The organism is Mycobacterium palustre (assembly GCF_002101785.1).
GTDB lineage: Bacteria > Actinomycetota > Actinomycetes > Mycobacteriales > Mycobacteriaceae > Mycobacterium > Mycobacterium palustre.
Map to the genome: position 1 here is coordinate 12948 of NZ_LQPJ01000151.1, position 18622 is coordinate 31569.

Genomic DNA, 18622 nt, shown 5'->3' on the forward strand with positions numbered 1-18622 from the left:
AAAGGAGCCGCCGCATGACGGTTTTGGATCGCATGGACACGCTCGCGAACGACATGGCTGCTCGCATTGCCAACACCCCCACCGGCTATGCCGGCGTGGACGGCGACGAACGGTGGGCGGCCGAAATCCGCCGGCTGGCCACGCTGCGCGGGGCCACCGTGCTCGCCCACAACTACCAACTGCCCGCGATCCAGGACGTTGCCGACCACGTGGGCGATTCGCTGGCGCTGTCGCGGATCGCCGCCGAGGCACCCGAGGACACCATCGTGTTCTGCGGGGTGCATTTCATGGCCGAGACCGCCAAGATCCTCAGCCCGGACAAGACCGTGCTGATCCCGGATCAGCGGGCCGGCTGCTCGCTGGCCGACTCGATCACCCCCGACGAGCTGCGCGCCTGGAAGGACGAACACCCCGGCGCCGTCGTCGTCTCCTACGTCAACACCACGGCCGCGGTGAAGGCGCTCACCGACATCTGCTGCACCTCGTCCAACGCCGTCGAGGTCGTCGAGTCCATCGACCCCGACCGCGAGGTGCTGTTCTGCCCGGACCAGTTCCTCGGCGCGCACGTGCGCCGCGTGACCGGCCGGAAAAACCTGCACGTGTGGGCCGGCGAATGCCACGTGCACGCCGGCATCAACGGCGACGAGCTGTCCGACCAGGCCCGCGCCAACCCCGACGCCGAGCTCTACGTGCACCCCGAATGCGGTTGCGCCACTTCGGCTTTGTACCTCGCCGGCGAGGGCTCCTTCCCGGCCGAGCGGGTCAAGATCCTGTCCACCGGCGGCATGCTCGACGCGGCCCACGAGACGCGCGCCCGCAAGGTGCTGGTCGCCACCGAGGTCGGCATGCTGCACCAATTGCGCCGGGCCGCACCACAAGTCGACTTCCAGGCGGTCAACGACCGCGCCTCCTGCAGGTACATGAAGATGATCACCCCCGCGGCGCTGCTGCGCTGCCTGGTCGAGGGCGCCGACGAGGTTCACGTCGACGCCGACATCGCGGCCGCGGGCCGGCGCAGCGTGCAGCGCATGATCGCGATCGGCCAACCGGGCGGCGGCGAATGATGGCCCGTCCCACCTGGAGCGACGACGCCGACGTCGTCGTCGTCGGCACCGGCGTCGCCGGGTTGGCCGCCGCGCTGGCCGCCCACCGCGCCGGGCGCACCGTCGTGGTGCTGAGCAAGGCGGACCAGGCCCGCGGCGCGACCGCAACGCACTACGCGCAGGGCGGCATCGCGGTCGTGCTGCCCGGCAACGACGACTCGGTCGAGGCCCACGTCGCCGACACGCTGGCCGCCGGCGCGGGCCTGTGCGATCCCGACGCGGTGTGCTCGATCGTCGCCGACGGCTACCGTGCGGTGTCCGAATTGGTCGGTGCCGGAGCGCGTTTCGACGAGGCCGCCCCCGGCCGCTGGGACGTCACGAGGGAGGGCGGCCACTCGCGCCGCCGCATCGTGCACGCCGGGGGCGACGCCACCGGCGCCGAGGTGCAGCGCGCGCTCGACCACGCCGCGGCGGCCCTGGACATCCGCACCGGCCACGTCGCGCTGCGGGTGCTGCACGACGGCTGCGCGGTGACCGGGGTGCTGGTCGGCAACCCCGACGGGTACGGGATCGTCAGCGCGCCGTCGGTGATCCTGGCCTCGGGCGGCATCGGGCACCTCTACGGCGCGACCACCAACCCGGAGGGCTCCACCGGCGACGGGATCGCGCTGGCGCTGTGGGCGGGCGTCGCCGTCAGCGACCTCGAGTTCATCCAGTTCCACCCCACGATGCTGTTCGCCGGCGCCGCCGGCGGGCGGCGTCCTCTCGTGACCGAGGCCATCCGCGGGGAGGGCGCGAAACTGGTTGACCGCCACGGTAATTCGGTGACCGCCGGCGTTCACCCGATGGGCGACCTGGCACCGCGCGACGTCGTGGCGGGGGCGATCGACGCGCGCCTGCGGGCCACCGGCGACCCGTGCGTCTTCCTCGACGCGCGCGGCATCACGGGCTTCGCGGCGCGGTTCCCCACCGTGACGGCCGCCTGCCGGGCCGCCGGCATCGACCCCGTCCGCCAACCCATCCCGGTGGTCCCCGGCGCGCACTACAGCTGCGGCGGCGTCGTCACCGACGTGCACGGCCAGACGGAGCTGCCGGGCCTGTTCGCCGCGGGCGAGGTGGCACGCACCGGCATGCACGGCGCAAACCGCTTGGCGTCCAACAGCTTGCTGGAGGGCTTGGTGGTGGGGGGCCGCGCCGGAAGGGCGGCGGCCGAGCACGCGGCGGCGGCGGGGCGGGCGCGCGCGGTGGCGTTCGAGCCCCTGGCCTGCGCCGCGCTGGAGCGCGCCGAGCTGCAGCGGGCGATGAGCCGTGACGCCTCGGTGCTGCGCGAGGCCGCCGGTCTGAACCGGTTGGCGGACAGGCTTTCTCGCGCGCCGGTGCGCCCCGTCGCCGGCCGCCGGGATTTCGAGGACGTCGCGTTGACGGTCACCGCACGGGCGGTGACCGCGGCGGCCTTGGCGCGCACCGAAAGCCGCGGATGCCATCACCGCGCCGAATTCCCCGACCCCGCGCCGGACCAGGCGCGCAGCAGCGTGCTGCGGCTGGCCGACGACCGGTGCTCGGTGCTGGTGGAGGCGCTGGCGGCGGTGGGATGACGATGCTGTCCGACGTTGAACTCGAGGCCGCGCGCGACGTGGTCCGCCGCGGCCTGGCCGAGGACCTGCAATACGGCCTCGACGTCACCACGCTGGCCACGGTGCCCGACGGCGCGGTGGCCACGGCGTCGATGGTGTCCCGGGAGCCCGGCGTCATCGCCGGGGTGGACGTCGCGTTGCTGGTGCTCGACGAGGTGCTCGGCGCCGGCGATTACCAGGTGCTCGACCGTGTGGAGGACGGCGTCCGGGTGCGCCCCGGCGGGTCGTTGTTGACGGTGCGTGCGCAGACCCGCGGCCTGCTGATCGCGGAGCGGACCATGCTGAACCTGATCTGCCACCTGTCGGGGATCGCCACCGCCACCGCGGCCTGGGTCGACGCGGTCCAGGGCACCAAGGCCAAGGTCCGCGACACCCGCAAGACCCTGCCCGGGCTGCGACTGCTGCAGAAATACGCGGTGCGCGTCGGCGGTGGCGTCAACCACCGGATGGGGTTGGGCGACGCGGCGCTGATCAAGGACAACCACGTCGCGGCCGCCGGATCGGTCGTCGACGCGCTGCGCGCGGTGCGCGACGCCGCGCCCGACGTGCCATGCGAGGTCGAGGTCGACTCGCTCGAGCAGCTCGACGAGCTGCTGCCCGAGAAGCCGGAGCTCGTGCTGCTCGACAACTTTCCGGTGTGGCAGACGCAGATGGCCGTGCAGCGCCGCGACGCCCGCGCGCCGTCGGTGCTGCTGGAGTCGTCGGGCGGGCTCACCCTGGACAACGCGGCGACCTACGCCGCCACCGGCGTCGACTACCTGGCCGTCGGCGCGCTGACGCATTCGGTGCGGGTGCTCGACATCGGCCTGGATGTGTAGCGCGGGAACCGGATCCGTCAGCCGCGAAGCAGGGTCCGCGCGGCCGGCTTGGCGGCGTCGAGCGCACCCGCGTCGCCGGAAATCCGGGACAGGATCAGCGCGCCCTCGATCAGCGAGATAACCGCTAACGCAACGGCTTTCGCGTCATCGTCGGGCCAGCCGTCAACGCGCAGCCGCTCTTCGATCGCGGCACACCAGCCGGCGAAGGCGCGCGCCGACGCCGCGCGCACCAGCGGGCTGGCGTTCACCGACTCGGTGGCGATCGGTTCGATGGGGCAGCCGTCGCGCTGGTCGCCGGCCAGCCGGGCGGCCAGCAGGTCGACCCAGCGGTCGACGATGTCGGCCACCGGCCTGCCCGTCGCCAAAAACCGGCGCAACAGTTGCTCGATGCCGGCCCCCTGGCTGTGCACGACCGCGGCGGCCAACTGCTGTTTGCCCTGCGGGAAGTGGTGATACAGCGAGCCGGGTTTGACGCCGGCCTCTTCGAGGATCTGGTTGAGCCCGGTCGCCGCGTAGCCCTGGCGCCGGAACAAGGTCGCGGCGCTGTCGATCAGCGCCGCGCGGCTGCGATCTGGTCTCGGCACGCTATTGACTTTACTTGAGTGATCACTCAAGAATGCTGGGTATGAGGCAGTTGACGTACGAAGAGGTCGGGCGATACGCGTGGCGTGAGGTCCCCGAACCGCAGATCACCGCGCCACAGCAGGCGCTCGTCCGGCCGCTGATGGTGGCCTGCTGCGACCTCGACGTCGCGGTCGCCAACGGGCGGTTGCCGTTGCCGCCGGGGTACGCGGTCGGCCACGAAGGGCTGGCCGAGGTCGTCGCGGTCGGCGACGACGTCACGGGCGTTCGGGTGGGCGACCGCGTCGTGGTGCCGTTCCAAATCAACTGCGGCACCTGCCGCGCGTGCCGCCGCGGCGTGACCGGCACGTGCGGCTCGGGACCGCTCATGGCGATGTACGGAATGGCACCGATCGCCGGCCTGGACGGCGGCGGCTTCATGTCCGATCTGGTGCTGGTGCCGTATGCGGACGCGATGCTGATCCCGGTTCCCGATGCCGTCGACCCCGTTTCGATCGCGTCGCTGTCGGACAACATTCCGGACGGCTGGCGGGCGGTCGGGCCGTTCCGCGACGAGCTGGGCGGGCTTGATCCCGTCGATCGCCGCGTCCTGGTCGTCGGGCGGCTGTCGATCGGGCTCTATTCGGTGGCCTTCGCGGCGGCGCTGGGCGCGCACGTCGACTACGTCGACACCGACCCGCGGCGGCTGGCCGCCGCCGAAAAGCTCGGCGCGGTGGTGCACGACGTCGCCACGCCCGACAAGTCGTGGGACCCCTATCCGGTCACCGTGCACACCACCGGCGATCCGGCGTTGCTGTCCGCCACACTGCGCGCCACCTGGCCGGACGGCGTGTGCACCGACACCGGGATCTACCCCGAATACAAGGTCGAGATGCCGCTGTTGCCGATGTACACCCGTGGAGTGCGGTTCGTCACCGGGCGGGTGAACGCGCGCGCCGCCATCCCGGCGGTGCTCGACCTGCTGTCCGGCGGCTGCGACCTGTCGCCGGCCGTCGACCGGGTGGTCGCGTGGGAGGACGCGCCCTCGGCGTGGCCGGCGATGACCGGCAAGACCGTCTTCACGCGGTCGTAGCCGCCACCCCTCGCCGCCGTCGGAGCGTGCGTCAGGCGATGTCGCCGACGAAAATCCCGATTCGGCGCAGCTGGGCGCGCGCCATGACCGGCAGGTTCTGCACCTCGGGGCCGTCGTAGCCGGCCGGCAGGATCCGCGGGTTGGTGACGTGCACCACGCGGTTGCGGCTGTACGCCACGTCGGCCTCGCCGGCGGCCAGGACGTTCTTCACCCAGTTGGTCTTGCCGTGGGCCAGCGCGACCGCCAGCACGTTTCCCTTGCGCAACGGGGTGATGATGGTCTCGTACGGCGTGCCCGACGTGCGGCCGCGGTGCCTGATGGTCGCGGTTCCGGGCAGAAAGCGGGCGAACGGCTTGACGGCCCGGTTGAAGTACTTGATCTGGAAACGCTCGAACCAGACCGGGAGCACCATCGGGACACCCGGGGCGTTGTTCGGGTGATCCTTCGTCGACATGCCGGCCAGACTACCGGGCCGATATCCACTTGAGCTGCTCTGGGAGAATGGGAAACGTGAACCCCACGCAAACGTCGCCGCTGGCCCGCATTGACCTGCGGGGCGCGGAGCTGACGGGCGCCCGCTTGCGGGCGGCGCTGCCGCGTGGGGGCGCCGACGTGGAGTCCGTGCTGCCCCGGGTGCGCCCGATCGTGGCGGCCGTCGCCGAGCGCGGCGCCGACGCCGCGCTGGAGTTCGGGGCGTCGTTCGACGGGGTGCGGCCCGCGGCGGTGCGGGTGCCCGTGGCGGCGCTGGAGGCGGCGCTGGCCGGCCTGGACCGCGAGGTGGTCGAGGCGCTGCGGGTGATGATCGAGCGCGCCCGCGCCGTGCACGCCGACCAGCGCCGCGCCGACGTCACCACCACGCTCGGCCCGGGCGCGACGGTCACCGAGCGGTGGGTCCCCGTCGAGCGGGTGGGCCTGTACGCGCCCGGCGGCAACGCCGTGTACCCGTCGAGCGTGGTGATGAACGTGGTGCCGGCGCAGGCGGCCGGCGTCGGCTCGCTGGTGGTGGCCAGCCCGCCGCAGGCGCGCTATGACGGCCTGCCGCATCCCACGATCCTGGCCGCGGCCCGGCTGCTGGGCGTCGACGAGGTGTGGGCCGTCGGCGGCGCGCAGGCGGTCGCGCTGCTCGCCCACGGCGGCACCGACACCGACGGCTCGGAGCTGGCGCCCGTCGACATGATCACCGGACCGGGCAACATCTACGTCACCGCCGCCAAGCGGCTGTGTCGCTCGCGGGTGGGCATCGACGCCGAGGCCGGACCGACCGAGATCGCCATCCTCGCCGACCACACCGCCGACCCCGCGCACGTGGCCGCCGACCTGATCAGCCAGGCCGAACACGACGAGCTGGCCGGCAGCGTGCTGGTGACCCCGAGCGAAAACCTGGCCGCGGCCACCGAGGCCGAACTGGCCGCCCAGCTGGCGACCACCGTGCACCGCGAGCGGGTGACCGCCGCGCTGGGCGGTCCGCAGTCGGCGATCATCCTGGTCGACGACCTGGACGCCGGCGTCCGGGTGGTCAACGCCTACGCCGCCGAACACCTGGAGATCCAGACCGAGGACGCGGCGCGCGTCGCCGGCCAGATACGTTCGGCGGGAGCGATTTTCGTCGGGCCGTGGTCGCCGGTGAGCCTGGGGGACTACTGCGCCGGCTCCAACCACGTGCTGCCGACCGCGGGCAGTGCCCGGCACTCCAGCGGGCTTTCGGTGCAGACCTTTCTGCGCGGCATCCACATCGTCGACTACACCGAGGCCGCGCTCAAAGACGTGTCCGGGCACGTGGTCACGCTGGCCAAGGCCGAGGACCTGCCGGCGCACGGCGAGGCGGTGCGGCGGAGGTTCGAGCGATGACCGCCAAGCCGAGGCCGACGCTGGACGACCTGCCGTTGCGCGATGACCTGCGGGGCAAATCCCCTTACGGGGCACCGCAATTGGCCGTGCCGGTGAGGCTGAACACCAACGAGAACCCGCACCCACCGTCCCGCGCGCTGGTCGACGACGTCGTGCGGTCGGTCGCCGAGGCCGCCGCCGACCTGCACCGCTACCCCGACCGCGACGCCGTCGCCCTGCGCCGCGACCTGGCGGCCTACCTGACCATCCAGACCGGCACCCCGGTCGGCATCGAAAACCTGTGGGCCGCCAACGGTTCCAACGAGATCCTGCAGCAGCTGCTGCAGGCGTTCGGCGGTCCGGGGCGCACCGCGATCGGGTTCGTCCCGTCGTACTCGATGCACCCGATCATCGCCGACGGCACCCGCACCGAATGGCTGCAAGCCGCCCGCGCCGACGACTTCGGCCTGGACGCCGACGTCGCCGTCGCCGCCATCGCCGCGCGCCGGCCCGACGTGGTGTTCGTCGCCAGCCCCAACAACCCGTCGGGACAAAGCGTTTCGCTGCCGGATCTGCGCCGGCTGCTCGACGCGACGCCCGGCATCCTGATCGTCGACGAGGCCTACGGAGAGTTCTCCTCGCAGCCCAGCGCCGTCTCGCTGGTCGAGGAGTATCCGGCCAAGCTCGTCGTCACCCGCACCATGAGCAAGGCGTTCGCGTTCGCCGGCGGCCGGCTCGGCTACCTGGTCGCCACCCCGGCGTTGATCGACGCGATGCTGCTGGTGCGGCTGCCGTATCACCTGTCGTCTCTCACCCAGGCCGCGGCCCGGGCCGCGCTGCGGCACGCCGACGACACGCTGGGCAGCGTGGCCACGCTGATCGCCGAACGCGAGCGGGTGTCGACGGCCCTGAGCGGCATGGGTTTTCGGGTGATCCCGAGCGACGCGAACTTCGTGTTGTTCGGGGAGTTCGCCGACGCGCCGGGCACCTGGCAGCGCTACCTGGACGCCGGCGTCCTGATCCGCGACGTCGGCATCCCGGGCTACCTGCGCGCCACCACCGGACTCGCCGAGGAGAACGACGCGTTCCTGCGGGCCAGCGCCCAGATCGCGGCCACCGACCTGGCATCAGCGACCCCCATAGGAGCGATCGCAAGCGCGGCGAGGCCGGGCGCAGCGGGTCGCGACCATGTCTTAGGAGCCCCGTGACCACCACCGACACCGGGAAAGCGACCCGCCGCGCCCGTATCGAACGCCGCACCAAGGAATCCGACATCGTCGTCGAGCTCGACCTCGACGGGACCGGGCAGGTTCACGTCGACACCGGCGTGCCGTTCTACGACCACATGCTGACCGCGCTGGGCAGCCACGCCAGCTTCGATTTGACCGTGCACACCAGGGGCGACGTCGAGATCGAGGGCCACCACACCATCGAGGACACCGCGATCGCGCTGGGTCAGGCGCTCGGGCAGGCCCTGGGCGACAAGAAAGGCATCCGCCGGTTCGGGGACGCCTTCATCCCGATGGACGAGGCGCTGGCGCACGCCGCCGTCGACGTGTCGGGCCGGCCCTATTGCGTGCACACCGGTGAGCCGGATCATCTGCAGCACACCACGATCAGCGGCAGCTCGGTGCCGTACCACACGGTCGTCAACCGGCACGTGTTCGAAACCCTCGCCTCCAACGCCCGCATCGCGCTGCACGTGCGGGTGCTCTACGGCCGCGACCCGCACCACGTGACGGAGGCGGAGTACAAGGCCGTGGCCCGCGCGCTGCGTCAGGCGGTCGAGCCCGACCCGCGGGTGTCGGGCGTGCCATCCACCAAAGGTGTTCTATGACAGCCAAATCGGTGGTTGTCCTCGACTACGGCTCGGGCAACCTGCGGTCGGCGCAGCGTGCGCTGCAGCGCGTCGGCGCGTCGGTCGAGGTGACCGCCGACGCCGGCGCCGCGGCGGCCGCCGACGGTCTGGTGGTGCCGGGCGTCGGCGCGTTCGAGGCGTGCATGACGGGCCTTCGCAAGATCGCGGGGGAGCGGATCATCGCCGAGCGGGTGGCGGCCGGGCGCCCGGTGCTGGGCGTGTGCGTCGGGATGCAGATCCTGTTCGCCCGCGGGGTGGAGTTCGGGGTGGAGACCACGGGCTGCGGGCAGTGGCCGGGCGCGGTCACCCGGCTGGACGCCCCGGTGATCCCGCACATGGGCTGGAACGTCGTGCAACCCGGGCCCGGCAGCGCGCTGTTCGCGGGCCTCGAGGACCTGGATCCCCCGGCCCGGTTCTACTTCGTGCACTCCTACGCCGCCCAGCGCTGGGAGGGATCGCCGCAGGCGGTGCTGACGTGGGCGACCCACCGGGTGCCGTTCCTGGCCGCCGTCGAGGACGGGCCGCTGTCGGCCACCCAGTTTCACCCCGAAAAGAGCGGAGATGCCGGTGCGGCCGTGTTGAGCAACTGGGTCGGGGGGCTGTAGCGATGCCGTTGATTCTGTTGCCCGCCGTCGACGTGGTCGACGGGCGCGCCGTGCGCCTGGTGCAGGGAAAGCCCGGCAGCGAAACCGAATACGGCTCGGCGCTCGACGCCGCGCTGGGCTGGCAGCGCGACGGGGCCGAGTGGGTCCACCTGGTGGACCTGGACGCCGCGTTCGGGCGCGGCTCCAATCGCGAGCTGCTCGCCGAGGTGGTCGGCAAGCTCGACGTGCAGGTGGAGCTCTCGGGGGGCATCCGCGACGACGAATCGTTGGCCGCGGCGTTGGCGACCGGCTGCGCGCGGGTCAATCTGGGCACCGCGGCGCTGGAGAACCCGCAGTGGTGCGCGCGGGCGATCGCCGAGCACGGCGACAAGGTCGCCGTCGGCCTGGACGTGCAGATACTCGAAGGGCAGCACCGGCTGCGCGGCCGCGGCTGGGAGACCGACGGCGGCGACCTGTGGGAGGTGCTGGAACGCCTTGACGGCCAAGGATGTTCGCGATACGTCGTCACCGACGTCACCAAGGACGGCACGCTGGGCGGCCCCAACCTCGAGCTGCTGGGGGCCGTGGCCGAGCGCACCGAGGCTCCGGTGATCGCGTCGGGCGGCGTGTCCAGCCTCGACGACCTGCGCGCCTTGAACAATTTGGCGACGCCGTCCGGCCGCGGCGTCGAGGGCGCCATCGTCGGCAAGGCCCTCTACGCCGGGCGGTTCACGCTGCCGCAGGCCTTGGCCGCGGTGCAGCGGTGAAGGCCGGGGCGCGATGGATCTGAACGCACTGGTGTCGGTGGCATCGTCGATCCTCGACGCCGCCGTGCCGCGGTTTTTGGAGGGCCACCGCGCCGAATCCGCGGTTTCCAAGAAGGGCAACGACTTCGCCACCGAGATCGACCTGGCGATCGAGCGTCAGGTGGTGGCGGCGCTGCAGGCCACCACCGGCATCGGCGTGCACGGCGAGGAGTTCGGCGGCACCGACGTCGACTCCCCGTGGGTGTGGGTCCTGGATCCCGTCGACGGCACCTTCAACTACGCCGCCGGATCGCCGATGGCCGCGATGCTGCTGGCCCTGATGCACGACGGCGACCCGGTGGCGGGCCTGACCTGGCTGCCCTTCGTCAACGAGCGCTACACCGCCGTCGCGGGCGGGCCGCTGATGAAAAACGGTGCGCCGCAACCGGGTTTGGGCACCACCGAGCTGGCGGACAGCCTCGTCGCGGTCGGCACCTTCAGCGCCGACTCGCGCGGCCGGTACCCGGGACGCTTCCGGATGGCGTTTCTGGAGAGCCTCAGCCGGGTGTCGTCACGGCTGCGCATGCACGGCTCCACGGGCATCGACCTGGTCTACGTCGCGGACGGAATCCTCGGCGCGGCCGCCAGCTTCGGCGGCCACATCTGGGACCACGCCGCCGGTGTCGCGCAGGTGCGCTCGGCCGGCGGCATCGTGACCGACCTGGCCGGTAAGCCCTGGACGCCGGCGTCCGACTCGGTGCTGGCCGCGGCGCCCGGCGCGCACGGCGAGATCCTGGAGATCCTGCGCGGCGTCGGCGACCCGGAGGACTACTAAATGTTCTGCGGGACCAACCTTGCCGTCCGCGTGATCCCCTGCCTGGACGTCGACGCCGGACGGGTGGTCAAGGGCGTCAACTTCGAGAACCTCAGGGACGCCGGCGATCCGGTGGAGCTGGCCGCGGCGTACGACGCCGAGGGCGCCGACGAGCTGACGTTTCTCGACGTGACCGCGTCGTCGTCGGGCAGGGCGACGATGCTCGAGGTGGTGCGCCGCACCGCCGAGCAGGTGTTCATCCCGCTCACGGTGGGCGGCGGGGTGCGTACGGTCGCCGACGTCGACACGCTGCTGCGCGCGGGCGCCGACAAGGTCTCGGTCAACACCGCCGCGATCGCGCGCCCCGAGCTGTTGGCCGAGATGGCAACGCAATTCGGCTCGCAGTGCATCGTGTTGTCCGTCGACGCCCGCAGGGTGCCCGACGGGCCCGGGGGGCCCGGGGGGCCCAAGTCCACGCCGTCGGGCTGGGAGGTCACCACCCACGGGGGCCGGCGCGGCACCGGGATCGACGCCGTCGAGTGGGCGGCGCGCGGCGCCGAACTCGGTGTGGGGGAGATCCTGCTGAACTCGATGGACGCCGACGGCACCAAGGCCGGGTTCGACCTGCCGATGCTGCGCGCGGTCCGCGCCGCCGTGTCGGTGCCCGTGATCGCGAGCGGCGGCGCCGGTGCGGTGGAGCACTTTGCGCCCGCCGTCGCCGCGGGTGCCGATGCGGTGTTGGCGGCCAGCGTGTTTCACTTCCGCGAGCTGACCATCGGCCAGGTCAAGGCCGCCATGGCGGCAGAGCGGATCACGGTGCGATGAGCCTCGACCCCGGCATCGCCAAGCGCCTGAAACGCAACGCCGACGGGCTGTTCACCGCCGTCGTGCAGGAGCGCGGCAGCGGCGACGTGCTGATGGTCGCCTGGATGGACGACGCGGCGCTGGCGCGCACCCTGGAAACCCGTGAGGCGACGTATTATTCGCGCTCGCGTGCGCAGCAGTGGGTCAAGGGGGCGACGTCCGGGCACACCCAGCGCGTGCACTCGGTGCGGCTGGACTGCGACGGCGACGCGGTGCTGCTGACGGTCGACCAGGTCGGCGGCGCCTGCCACACCGGCGACCACAGCTGCTTCGACGCCGACGTGCTGCTGGAACCCGAAAGCTAGCCGGGGATCAGCCGGGCGCGACGTCCAAACCCTGCGCGGCGGCGATGGCCGCGCGGGCCCACTCGTGGCGTAGCACCGCCGGCGCGATGCGGTCGCGGCGGATGAGTTCCAGATCGATGGCCTTGCCGGTGAGGATCGCGTTGGGCACCCGGAACGAGAAGGCCGGCCCGTCGGTGGCCACGGCCAGGATCGCGTCGCTGTCGGTGAAGTTGTTGGCGCGCATCGCGTTTTCGGCCCACTTGAACGGCTTGAGGCCGCCGAAGCTGTCGACGTAGACCACCCAAAGCCGGGTGCCGCGGCCGTTGTAGAGGTTGGTGACGGCCCGGTTCACCGCGTCGCGCTCGAGGGGGCCGAGCACTCCGGCCTGGTCGGTGATCTGGCCGGACAGCGTGATCGCCCGCGGTGACGGTGTGGGTGCCGGGGCCACGGGCTGGCTGCTCGGCGCCGCCACCGACGACGGCGCGCGCCCGCCGTGCGGTTGTTTGGGGTTTTCGCCCTGCAGCCGGACCACGACCAGCACCGCGAGGCCGACCAGGGCGGCCGCGACGATCGCCCCCACCGCGATCGCGGTGCGCCGCGTGCCGCCGCCCGCCTTGGGCGCCGCCGGGGGAGGGGGGTTGCCGGGTGCGGCGGCGGGCGCGCTCGCGGGCTCGACCGCGGCTTGCGTCGGCGCCGCGATGACCTCCGTCGGGCCGGCCGCCACTTCGCTCGCGGCCGTGTCGAGCCGACTGGCCAGCGCCGCCGCGAACTCCGAGCAGGTGGCGTAGCGGTCGCCGGGCGCCTTGGCGAGGGCCTTGGCGATGGGGCCGTCGAGGTCGGCCAGCTCCGGGCGCCGCTCGCTGATGTGCGGCGGCGGCGCCGACAGGTGCTGGGTGATGACCACCGCCGGATTGGAGTGGCGGAACGGGGCCGAGCCGGTCAGCAGGTCGAATGCGGTGCAGCCGAGCGCGTATTGGTCGGCCCGCCCGTCCAAATCGGCGCCCTGCAGTTGTTCGGGCGCGCAGTAGGCGGTGGTGCCCACCAGCATGTTGGTGGCGGTCAGGCCGCTGATCTCACCCAGCTCGCGGGCGATGCCGAAATCGGCGAGCAGGATCCGCCGCCGGGGGTTGGGCTCGGTGAGCAAGATGTTGGCCGGCTTGACGTCACGATGCAGCAGCCCGCGCGCGTGGGCGTAGTCCAGAGCGTCGGCGACCGCCGAAACGATCTGCAGCACAACGCTTTTCGGCATGCCGGACGGATACTGGGTGCGCAGCAGGTGGGCGGCGTCGGTGCCCTCGACGTAGTCCATCGAGATCCACAGCTGCCCTTCGTATTCGCCGCGGTCGTGGATGCCGACGATGTGCTCGTGATACAGGCTCCCGGCAACGTCGGCCTCGCGGTTGAAGCGTTGCCGAAACTCGTCGTTGCCGGTCAGCTCGACGGGCAGGATCTTCAGGGCGTCGCGGCGGGGCAGCCGCGGGTGCTGGGCCAGGTACACCTGGCCCATGCCGCCGGTACCGAGTCGCCGGATGATGGTGTATCCGGCGAACACCTGGCCCTCGCGCAGGCCCTCCGCGAGGCCTCCGCCGCGCGCATCGGTTTCCGGCATGTGAGCATGCTACTGAGCTGCCGCGGCGGCAACGGCGTATTTGCCCGAGCGGGGCGCCGACGTTCGCTATGGGCCTTCGACGGAATTGGGGCGATGTTGAAACGCGTGTCGTGGACCCTGGTGGTGCCGCTGGCTGCCGTCGCCCTGCTGGCGGTGACGTGGGGCGGGCCGTCCGGACCCGCGGTGGTCACGGTCCAGGCGGTGTTCTTGATCGGCGCGGTGCTCGCGGCGGTCAACCACGCCGAGGTGGTCGCGCACCGCGTCGGCGAGCCGTTCGGGTCGCTGGTGCTGGCGGGCGCGGTGACAATCATCGAGGTGGCCCTCATCGTCGAGCTGATGGCCTCCGGCGGCAACGAGGCGGCCACGCTGGCGCGCGACACCGCGTTCGCCGCGCTGATGATCACCACCAACGGCATCGCAGGCCTGTCGCTGCTGTGGGGCTCGCGGCGCTACGGCGTGACCGTCTTCAACGCCGAAGGCAGCGGGGCGGCGCTGGCCACGGTCACGACGCTGGCGACGCTGAGTTTGGTGCTGCCGGCGTTCACGACCAGCCACCCGGGCAAGGAGTTCTCGCCCGGTCAGCTGACCTTCGCCGCGATCGGTTCGCTGCTGCTCTACCTGCTGTTCGTCTTCACCCAGACCGTGCGGCATCGCGACTTTTTCCTGCCCATCGCCCAGCGCGGCCAGCCGCGGCTGTTCGACGACGAGGAGAGCCACGCCGAGCCGCCCAGCGGTCGGGCGGCGCTGATCAGCCTCGCCGTGCTGCTGATCTCGCTGCTCGCGGTCGTGGGGCTGGCCGAGGAGGAATCGCCGGCGATCGAGCGCGTGGTGACCGCGGCCGGCTTCCCGCAGACGTTCGTCGGGGTGGTGATCGCGACGCTGGTGCTGCTGCCCGAGACGTTTGCGGCGGTGCGCGCGGCGCGCCGCGGCCGGATCCAGACCAGCCTGAACCTGGCGTACGGCTCGGCGATGGCCAGCATCGGGTTGACCATCCCGGCCATCGCGGCGGCCAGCATCTGGCTGAAAGGCCCGCTGGTGCTCGGGCTGGGGCCCACCCAGCTGGTGCTGCTCGCGGTGACGGTCGCGATCAGCACGCTGACCGTGGTGCCGGGCCGGGCCACCCGGCTGCAGGGCGAGGTGCACCTGGTGCTGCTCGCCGCGTACGTGTTCCTGGCGCTCGTGCCCTGACACGGCGCGCGCAGCGCGACGGGCCTAGGCCGACGACCGGGCCCGCAGCGTCGCCAGCGCCTTGTCGGCGTGGGCGTCCATGTTGAATTCGCTGGAGATCACGTCGAGCACCTTGCGGTCGGTGTCGATGACGAACGTGGTGCGCTTGACCGGCATCAGCTTGCCGAGCAGGCCGCGCTTGACGCCGAACTGCGCGGCGACGGTGCCGTCGGTGTCCGACAGCAGCGGGTAGTCGAACTTGCGCAGGTCGGCGAACTTGGCCTGCTTGTCGACGGGGTCGGCGCTGATGCCGACCCGGTTGGCGCCGACGGCAGCGAATTCGGCGGCCAGGTCGCGGAAGTGGCAGGCCTCCTTGGTGCAGCCGGGCGTCATGGCGGCGGGGTAGAAGAACAGGACGACGGGCCCGTCGGCCAGCAGGGCGCTAAGCCTGCGGGGCGTGCCGGTCTGGTCGGGAAGTTCGAAGTCGGCCACGGTGTCACCACGTTTCATGGGCGTCACGCTACGCCCGATCGCCGCCGCACCCCATCTGCGAGGATGGGTCGGTGCACGCCCACCTCGCCGCCACCACCTCACGGGAGGACTTCCGCCTGCTCGCCGCGGAGCACCGCGTGGTTCCGGTGACCCGCAAGGTCCTGGCCGACACCGAGACCCCCCTCTCGGCGTACCGCAAACTCGGCGCCAACCGGCCCGGCACGTTCCTGCTGGAGTCCGCCGAGAACGGCCGGTCCTGGTCGAGGTGGTCGTTCATCGGCGCCGGGGCCCCGTCGGCGCTGACGGTGCGCGACGGCGAGGCGGTGTGGCTGGGCGCCGTGCCGCGGGACGCGCCCACCGGGGGCGACCCGCTGCGGGCCCTGCGGGACACCCTGGAGTTGCTGGCCACCGCGGCGTTGCCGGGGCTGCCGCCGCTGTCGGGCGGCATGGTCGGCTTCTTCGCCTACGACCTGGTCCGGCGCCTGGAACGGCTGCCCGAGCTCACGGTCGACGACCTGCACCTGCCCGACATGCTGCTGCTGCTGGCCACCGACGTGGCCGCCGTCGACCATCACGAGGGCACCATCACGCTGATCGCCAACGCCGTGAACTGGAACGGCACCGACGAGCGGGTCGACGAGGCCTACGACGACGCGGTCGCCCGACTCGACGTGATGACCGCGGCGCTGGGCCAGCCGCTGCCGTCGACGGTCGCCACCTTCAGCAGGCCCGAGCCCCGCCACCGCGCGCAGCGCACCGTCGAGGAGTACGGCAAAATCGTCGACTACCTCGTCGAGCAGATCGCGGCCGGCGAGGCCTTCCAGGTGGTGCCCTCCCAGCGCTTCGAGATGGACACCGACGTCGATCCCATCGACGTGTACCGGATGCTGCGGGCCACCAACCCGAGCCCCTACATGTACCTGCTGCACGTGCCGAATGACGCTGGGGCGACGGACTTTTCGATCGTCGGCTCCAGCCCCGAGGCGCTGGTGACCGTCGCCGACGGCTGGGCCAAGACGCATCCGATCGCCGGCACCCGGTGGCGCGGGCAAACCGACGAAGAGGACCAGCTGCTGGAAAAGGAGCTGCTGGCCGACGAGAAGGAACGCGCCGAGCACCTGATGCTGGTGGATTTGGGCCGCAACGACCTCGGCCGGGTCTGCACGCCGGGCACCGTGCGGGTCGAGGACTACAGCCACATCGAGCGCTACAGCCACGTGATGCACCTGGTGTCGACGGTGACCGGGATGCTCGGCGCGGGCCGCACCGCCCTGGACGCGGTGACCGCCTGCTTCCCGGCCGGCACCCTGTCGGGCGCGCCGAAGGTGCGGGCCATGGAGCTGATCGAAGAGGTCGAGAAGACCCGCCGCGGGCTCTACGGCGGCGTGGTCGGCTACCTCGACTTCGCCGGCAACGCCGACTTCGCGATCGCCATCCGCACCGCCCTGATGCGCGACGGCACCGCCTACGTGCAGGCCGGCGGCGGGGTGGTGGCCGACTCGAACGGCCCCTACGAATACACCGAGGCGTCCAACAAGGCCCGCGCGGTGCTCAACGCCATCGCCGCCGCCGAGACGCTGACCGCGCCGGATTCCGGCCGACATGACTGACGCCCGGCCGAAGCGGCGGGCGCGGTTGACCATCGGCGCGGCCCAGGCGTTGCTGGTGGTATCCGCCGCCGCCCTGTGGGCGGCGTCGCGGATGCCGTGGGTGGTCATCGCCTCGTTCGACGGGCTGGGGCCGCCCAAAACGGTGACGCTGGCGGGCGCGACGTGGTCGACGGCGCTGCTGCCGCTGGCGCTGCTCATGCTGGCCGCGGCGGTGGCGGCGCTCGCGGTGCGCGGCTGGCCGCTGCGCGCGCTGGCCGGCCTGCTGGCGGCGGCGAGCCTCGCGGTCGGCTACCTGGGCATCAGCCTGTGGGCGGTCCCCGACGTGGCGGTGCGCGGCGCCGAACTGGCGCACGTGTCGCTGATGACGTTGGTGGGAAGCGAGCGGCGGTACTGGGGAGCGGGCATCGCCGTGGCCGCCGCGATCTGCACGTTGGCCGCGGCCGTCCTGCTGATGCGGTCGGCCTCGGACACACGGGCGGCCCGCCAGAGCGCCGCGCGATACGCGGCCCCGGCGACGCGCCGATCGAATGCGCGACGCGACGGCGCCGACGGCGCGATGCTTGAGGAGCGAAAGACACCGGAGATTTCGGAGCGGATGATTTGGGATGCGCTTGACGAGGGCCGCGACCCTACCGATCGGCCGGGCGGGTCCGACACCGAGGGTCGGTGAGCGGACGTCAGCTCACGGCGGCTACCCTTCATTGACGTCATCGAAACCGACTGAGCGACGGCGGTGGCGCGGTGACAGCGGGATGGCAGTGGGAAGGAAGTCACAGGCATGAGTCCGGCATCCGTGCTTGACTCCATCCTCGAGGGAGTCCGGGCCGACGTTGCCGCGCGCGAAGCGCTCATCAGCCTTTCGGAGATCAAAGAGGCCGCCGCCGCGGCGCCGCCCCCACGCGACGTGATGGCCGCCCTGCGCGAGCCCGGCATCGGCGTCATCGCCGAGGTGAAACGCGCCAGCCCCTCGGCGGGTGCCCTGGCGACCATTGCCGATCCGGCGAAATTGGCCCGCGCCTACGAAGACGGTGGCGCCCGCATCATCAGCGTCCTGACCGAGGAACGGCGGTTCAACGGCTCGCTCGACGACCTCGACGCGGTCCGCGCGACCGTCTCAATTCCGGTGCTGCGCAAGGATTTTGTGGTAAAGCCCTACCAGATCCACGAGGCGCGCGCGCACGGCGCCGACATGTTGCTGCTCATCGTCGCCGCGTTGGAACAGTCGGCGCTGGTGTCGATGCTGGACCGCACCGAATCGCTGGGCATGACGGCCCTCGTCGAGGTGCACACCGAGGAAGAGGCCGATCGCGCACTCACGGCCGGCGCCAAGGTGATTGGCGTCAACGCCCGCGACCTTGCGACCCTCGAGGTGGACCGGGATTGCTTTGCGCGCATCGCTCCGGGCCTGCCCAGCAACGTGATCCGGATCGCCGAGTCAGGTGTGCGCGGCACCGCCGACCTGCTGGCCTACGCCGGCGCGGGAGCCGACGCCGTGCTGGTCGGTGAAGGCCTGGTGAAAAGCGGTGACCCGCGCGCGGCGGTGGCCGATTTGGTCACCGCCGGCACCCACCCGTCCTGTCCCAAACCGTCGCGCTAGGCGTTGGAAGCTTGAACCCGA

At 72.0% G+C, this 18622-nt stretch carries 20 protein-coding genes; 16 read left to right on the forward strand and 4 right to left on the reverse strand.

The window, feature by feature from the left end; all coding sequences use genetic code 11:
• Window positions 1-14: 14 nt before the first annotated feature.
• From nadA to nadC, 3 genes are read left to right on the forward strand one after another with little or no spacing between them, the layout of a single operon-like run.
• On the forward strand, window positions 15-1064 hold the full coding sequence (gene nadA, locus AWC19_RS26900; RefSeq protein WP_085081119.1) for a quinolinate synthase NadA: 1050 nt from the start codon (window positions 15-17) through the stop codon (window positions 1062-1064).
• A complete protein-coding gene (locus tag AWC19_RS26905) occupies window positions 1064-2638 on the forward strand; it encodes an L-aspartate oxidase (protein ID WP_142281442.1) in 1575 nt (524 codons plus the stop codon). The genes nadA and AWC19_RS26905 overlap by 1 nt, the downstream gene beginning before the upstream one ends.
• Complete coding sequence (gene nadC, locus AWC19_RS26910) at window positions 2635-3495, forward strand: carboxylating nicotinate-nucleotide diphosphorylase (protein WP_085081121.1); 861 nt, start codon at window positions 2635-2637, stop codon at window positions 3493-3495. The genes AWC19_RS26905 and nadC overlap by 4 nt, the downstream gene beginning before the upstream one ends.
• Before the next feature lie 17 nt (window positions 3496-3512).
• Here the strand turns inward: nadC and AWC19_RS26915 are convergent, their stop codons facing one another.
• Window positions 3513-4079 (reverse strand): TetR/AcrR family transcriptional regulator, encoded by a 567-nt coding sequence (locus tag AWC19_RS26915; RefSeq protein ID WP_085081122.1) that lies wholly within the window; start codon window positions 4077-4079, stop codon window positions 3513-3515.
• A 41-nt stretch (window positions 4080-4120) separates the two neighbouring features.
• On the opposite strand from AWC19_RS26915, the gene AWC19_RS26920 reads away from it, so the two are divergent.
• Window positions 4121-5149 carry a zinc-dependent alcohol dehydrogenase gene (locus AWC19_RS26920; protein ID WP_085081123.1) on the forward strand — a complete coding sequence of 343 codons (1029 nt, stop codon included), beginning with the start codon at window positions 4121-4123 and terminating at the stop codon, window positions 5147-5149.
• Window positions 5150-5180: 31 nt separating this feature from the next.
• Here the strand turns inward: AWC19_RS26920 and AWC19_RS26925 are convergent, their stop codons facing one another.
• A complete protein-coding gene (locus tag AWC19_RS26925) occupies window positions 5181-5603 on the reverse strand; it encodes a nitroreductase family deazaflavin-dependent oxidoreductase (protein ID WP_085081124.1) in 423 nt (140 codons plus the stop codon).
• A 47-nt stretch (window positions 5604-5650) separates the two neighbouring features.
• Here AWC19_RS26925 and hisD point away from each other — a divergent pair, with 47 nt between their 5' ends.
• The 8 genes from hisD to hisI are packed head-to-tail and all read left to right on the forward strand — an operon-like array spanning window position 5651 to window position 12147.
• Window positions 5651-6997: a histidinol dehydrogenase gene (hisD, locus tag AWC19_RS26930; RefSeq protein WP_085081125.1), complete on the forward strand. Its 1347-nt coding sequence runs from the start codon at window positions 5651-5653 to the stop codon at window positions 6995-6997.
• Window positions 6994-8184: a histidinol-phosphate transaminase gene (locus AWC19_RS26935; protein WP_085081126.1), complete on the forward strand. Its 1191-nt coding sequence runs from the start codon at window positions 6994-6996 to the stop codon at window positions 8182-8184. Before hisD ends, AWC19_RS26935 begins: the two co-directional genes overlap by 4 nt.
• A complete protein-coding gene (hisB, locus tag AWC19_RS26940) occupies window positions 8181-8813 on the forward strand; it encodes an imidazoleglycerol-phosphate dehydratase HisB (protein WP_085081127.1) in 633 nt (210 codons plus the stop codon). The genes AWC19_RS26935 and hisB overlap by 4 nt, the downstream gene beginning before the upstream one ends.
• On the forward strand, window positions 8810-9439 hold the full coding sequence (gene hisH, locus AWC19_RS26945) for an imidazole glycerol phosphate synthase subunit HisH (RefSeq protein ID WP_085081128.1): 630 nt from the start codon (window positions 8810-8812) through the stop codon (window positions 9437-9439). Before hisB ends, hisH begins: the two co-directional genes overlap by 4 nt.
• A 2-nt stretch (window positions 9440-9441) precedes the next feature.
• A complete protein-coding gene (gene priA, locus AWC19_RS26950) occupies window positions 9442-10185 on the forward strand; it encodes a bifunctional 1-(5-phosphoribosyl)-5-((5-phosphoribosylamino)methylideneamino)imidazole-4-carboxamide isomerase/phosphoribosylanthranilate isomerase PriA (protein WP_085081129.1) in 744 nt (247 codons plus the stop codon).
• Between the two features lie 13 nt (window positions 10186-10198).
• A complete protein-coding gene (locus AWC19_RS26955) occupies window positions 10199-10999 on the forward strand; it encodes an inositol monophosphatase family protein (protein WP_085081130.1) in 801 nt (266 codons plus the stop codon).
• Entirely contained in the window at window positions 11000-11803 is an 804-nt protein-coding gene (hisF, locus tag AWC19_RS26960) for an imidazole glycerol phosphate synthase subunit HisF (protein ID WP_085081131.1), read from the forward strand.
• Window positions 11800-12147, forward strand: a complete 348-nt coding sequence (gene hisI, locus AWC19_RS26965) for a phosphoribosyl-AMP cyclohydrolase (RefSeq protein WP_085081132.1) — start codon at window positions 11800-11802, stop codon at window positions 12145-12147. Before hisF ends, hisI begins: the two co-directional genes overlap by 4 nt.
• A 7-nt stretch (window positions 12148-12154) precedes the next feature.
• Here the strand turns inward: hisI and AWC19_RS26970 are convergent, their stop codons facing one another.
• Window positions 12155-13735, reverse strand: coding sequence for a serine/threonine-protein kinase (locus AWC19_RS26970; RefSeq protein WP_085081133.1), 1581 nt, complete (start codon window positions 13733-13735; stop codon window positions 12155-12157).
• A 93-nt stretch (window positions 13736-13828) separates the two neighbouring features.
• Here AWC19_RS26970 and AWC19_RS26975 point away from each other — a divergent pair, with 93 nt between their 5' ends.
• Window positions 13829-14923, forward strand: coding sequence for a calcium:cation antiporter (locus AWC19_RS26975; protein WP_085081134.1), 1095 nt, complete (start codon window positions 13829-13831; stop codon window positions 14921-14923).
• Window positions 14924-14947: 24 nt separating this feature from the next.
• On the opposite strand, the gene AWC19_RS26980 is transcribed toward AWC19_RS26975, so the two are convergent.
• Window positions 14948-15412 carry a peroxiredoxin gene (locus tag AWC19_RS26980; RefSeq protein ID WP_085081135.1) on the reverse strand — a complete coding sequence of 155 codons (465 nt, stop codon included), beginning with the start codon at window positions 15410-15412 and terminating at the stop codon, window positions 14948-14950.
• A 53-nt stretch (window positions 15413-15465) separates the two neighbouring features.
• Between AWC19_RS26980 and AWC19_RS26985 the strand changes: the two genes are divergently transcribed.
• From AWC19_RS26985 to trpC, 3 genes are all read left to right on the forward strand, one after another.
• Window positions 15466-17004, forward strand: coding sequence for an anthranilate synthase component I (locus AWC19_RS26985; protein ID WP_085081136.1), 1539 nt, complete (start codon window positions 15466-15468; stop codon window positions 17002-17004).
• Window positions 16997-17674: a TIGR02234 family membrane protein gene (locus AWC19_RS26990; protein ID WP_085081137.1), complete on the forward strand. Its 678-nt coding sequence runs from the start codon at window positions 16997-16999 to the stop codon at window positions 17672-17674. Before AWC19_RS26985 ends, AWC19_RS26990 begins: the two co-directional genes overlap by 8 nt.
• A 108-nt stretch (window positions 17675-17782) precedes the next feature.
• Complete coding sequence (gene trpC, locus AWC19_RS26995) at window positions 17783-18601, forward strand: indole-3-glycerol phosphate synthase TrpC (RefSeq protein ID WP_085081138.1); 819 nt, start codon at window positions 17783-17785, stop codon at window positions 18599-18601.
• Window positions 18602-18622 lie beyond the last annotated feature (21 nt).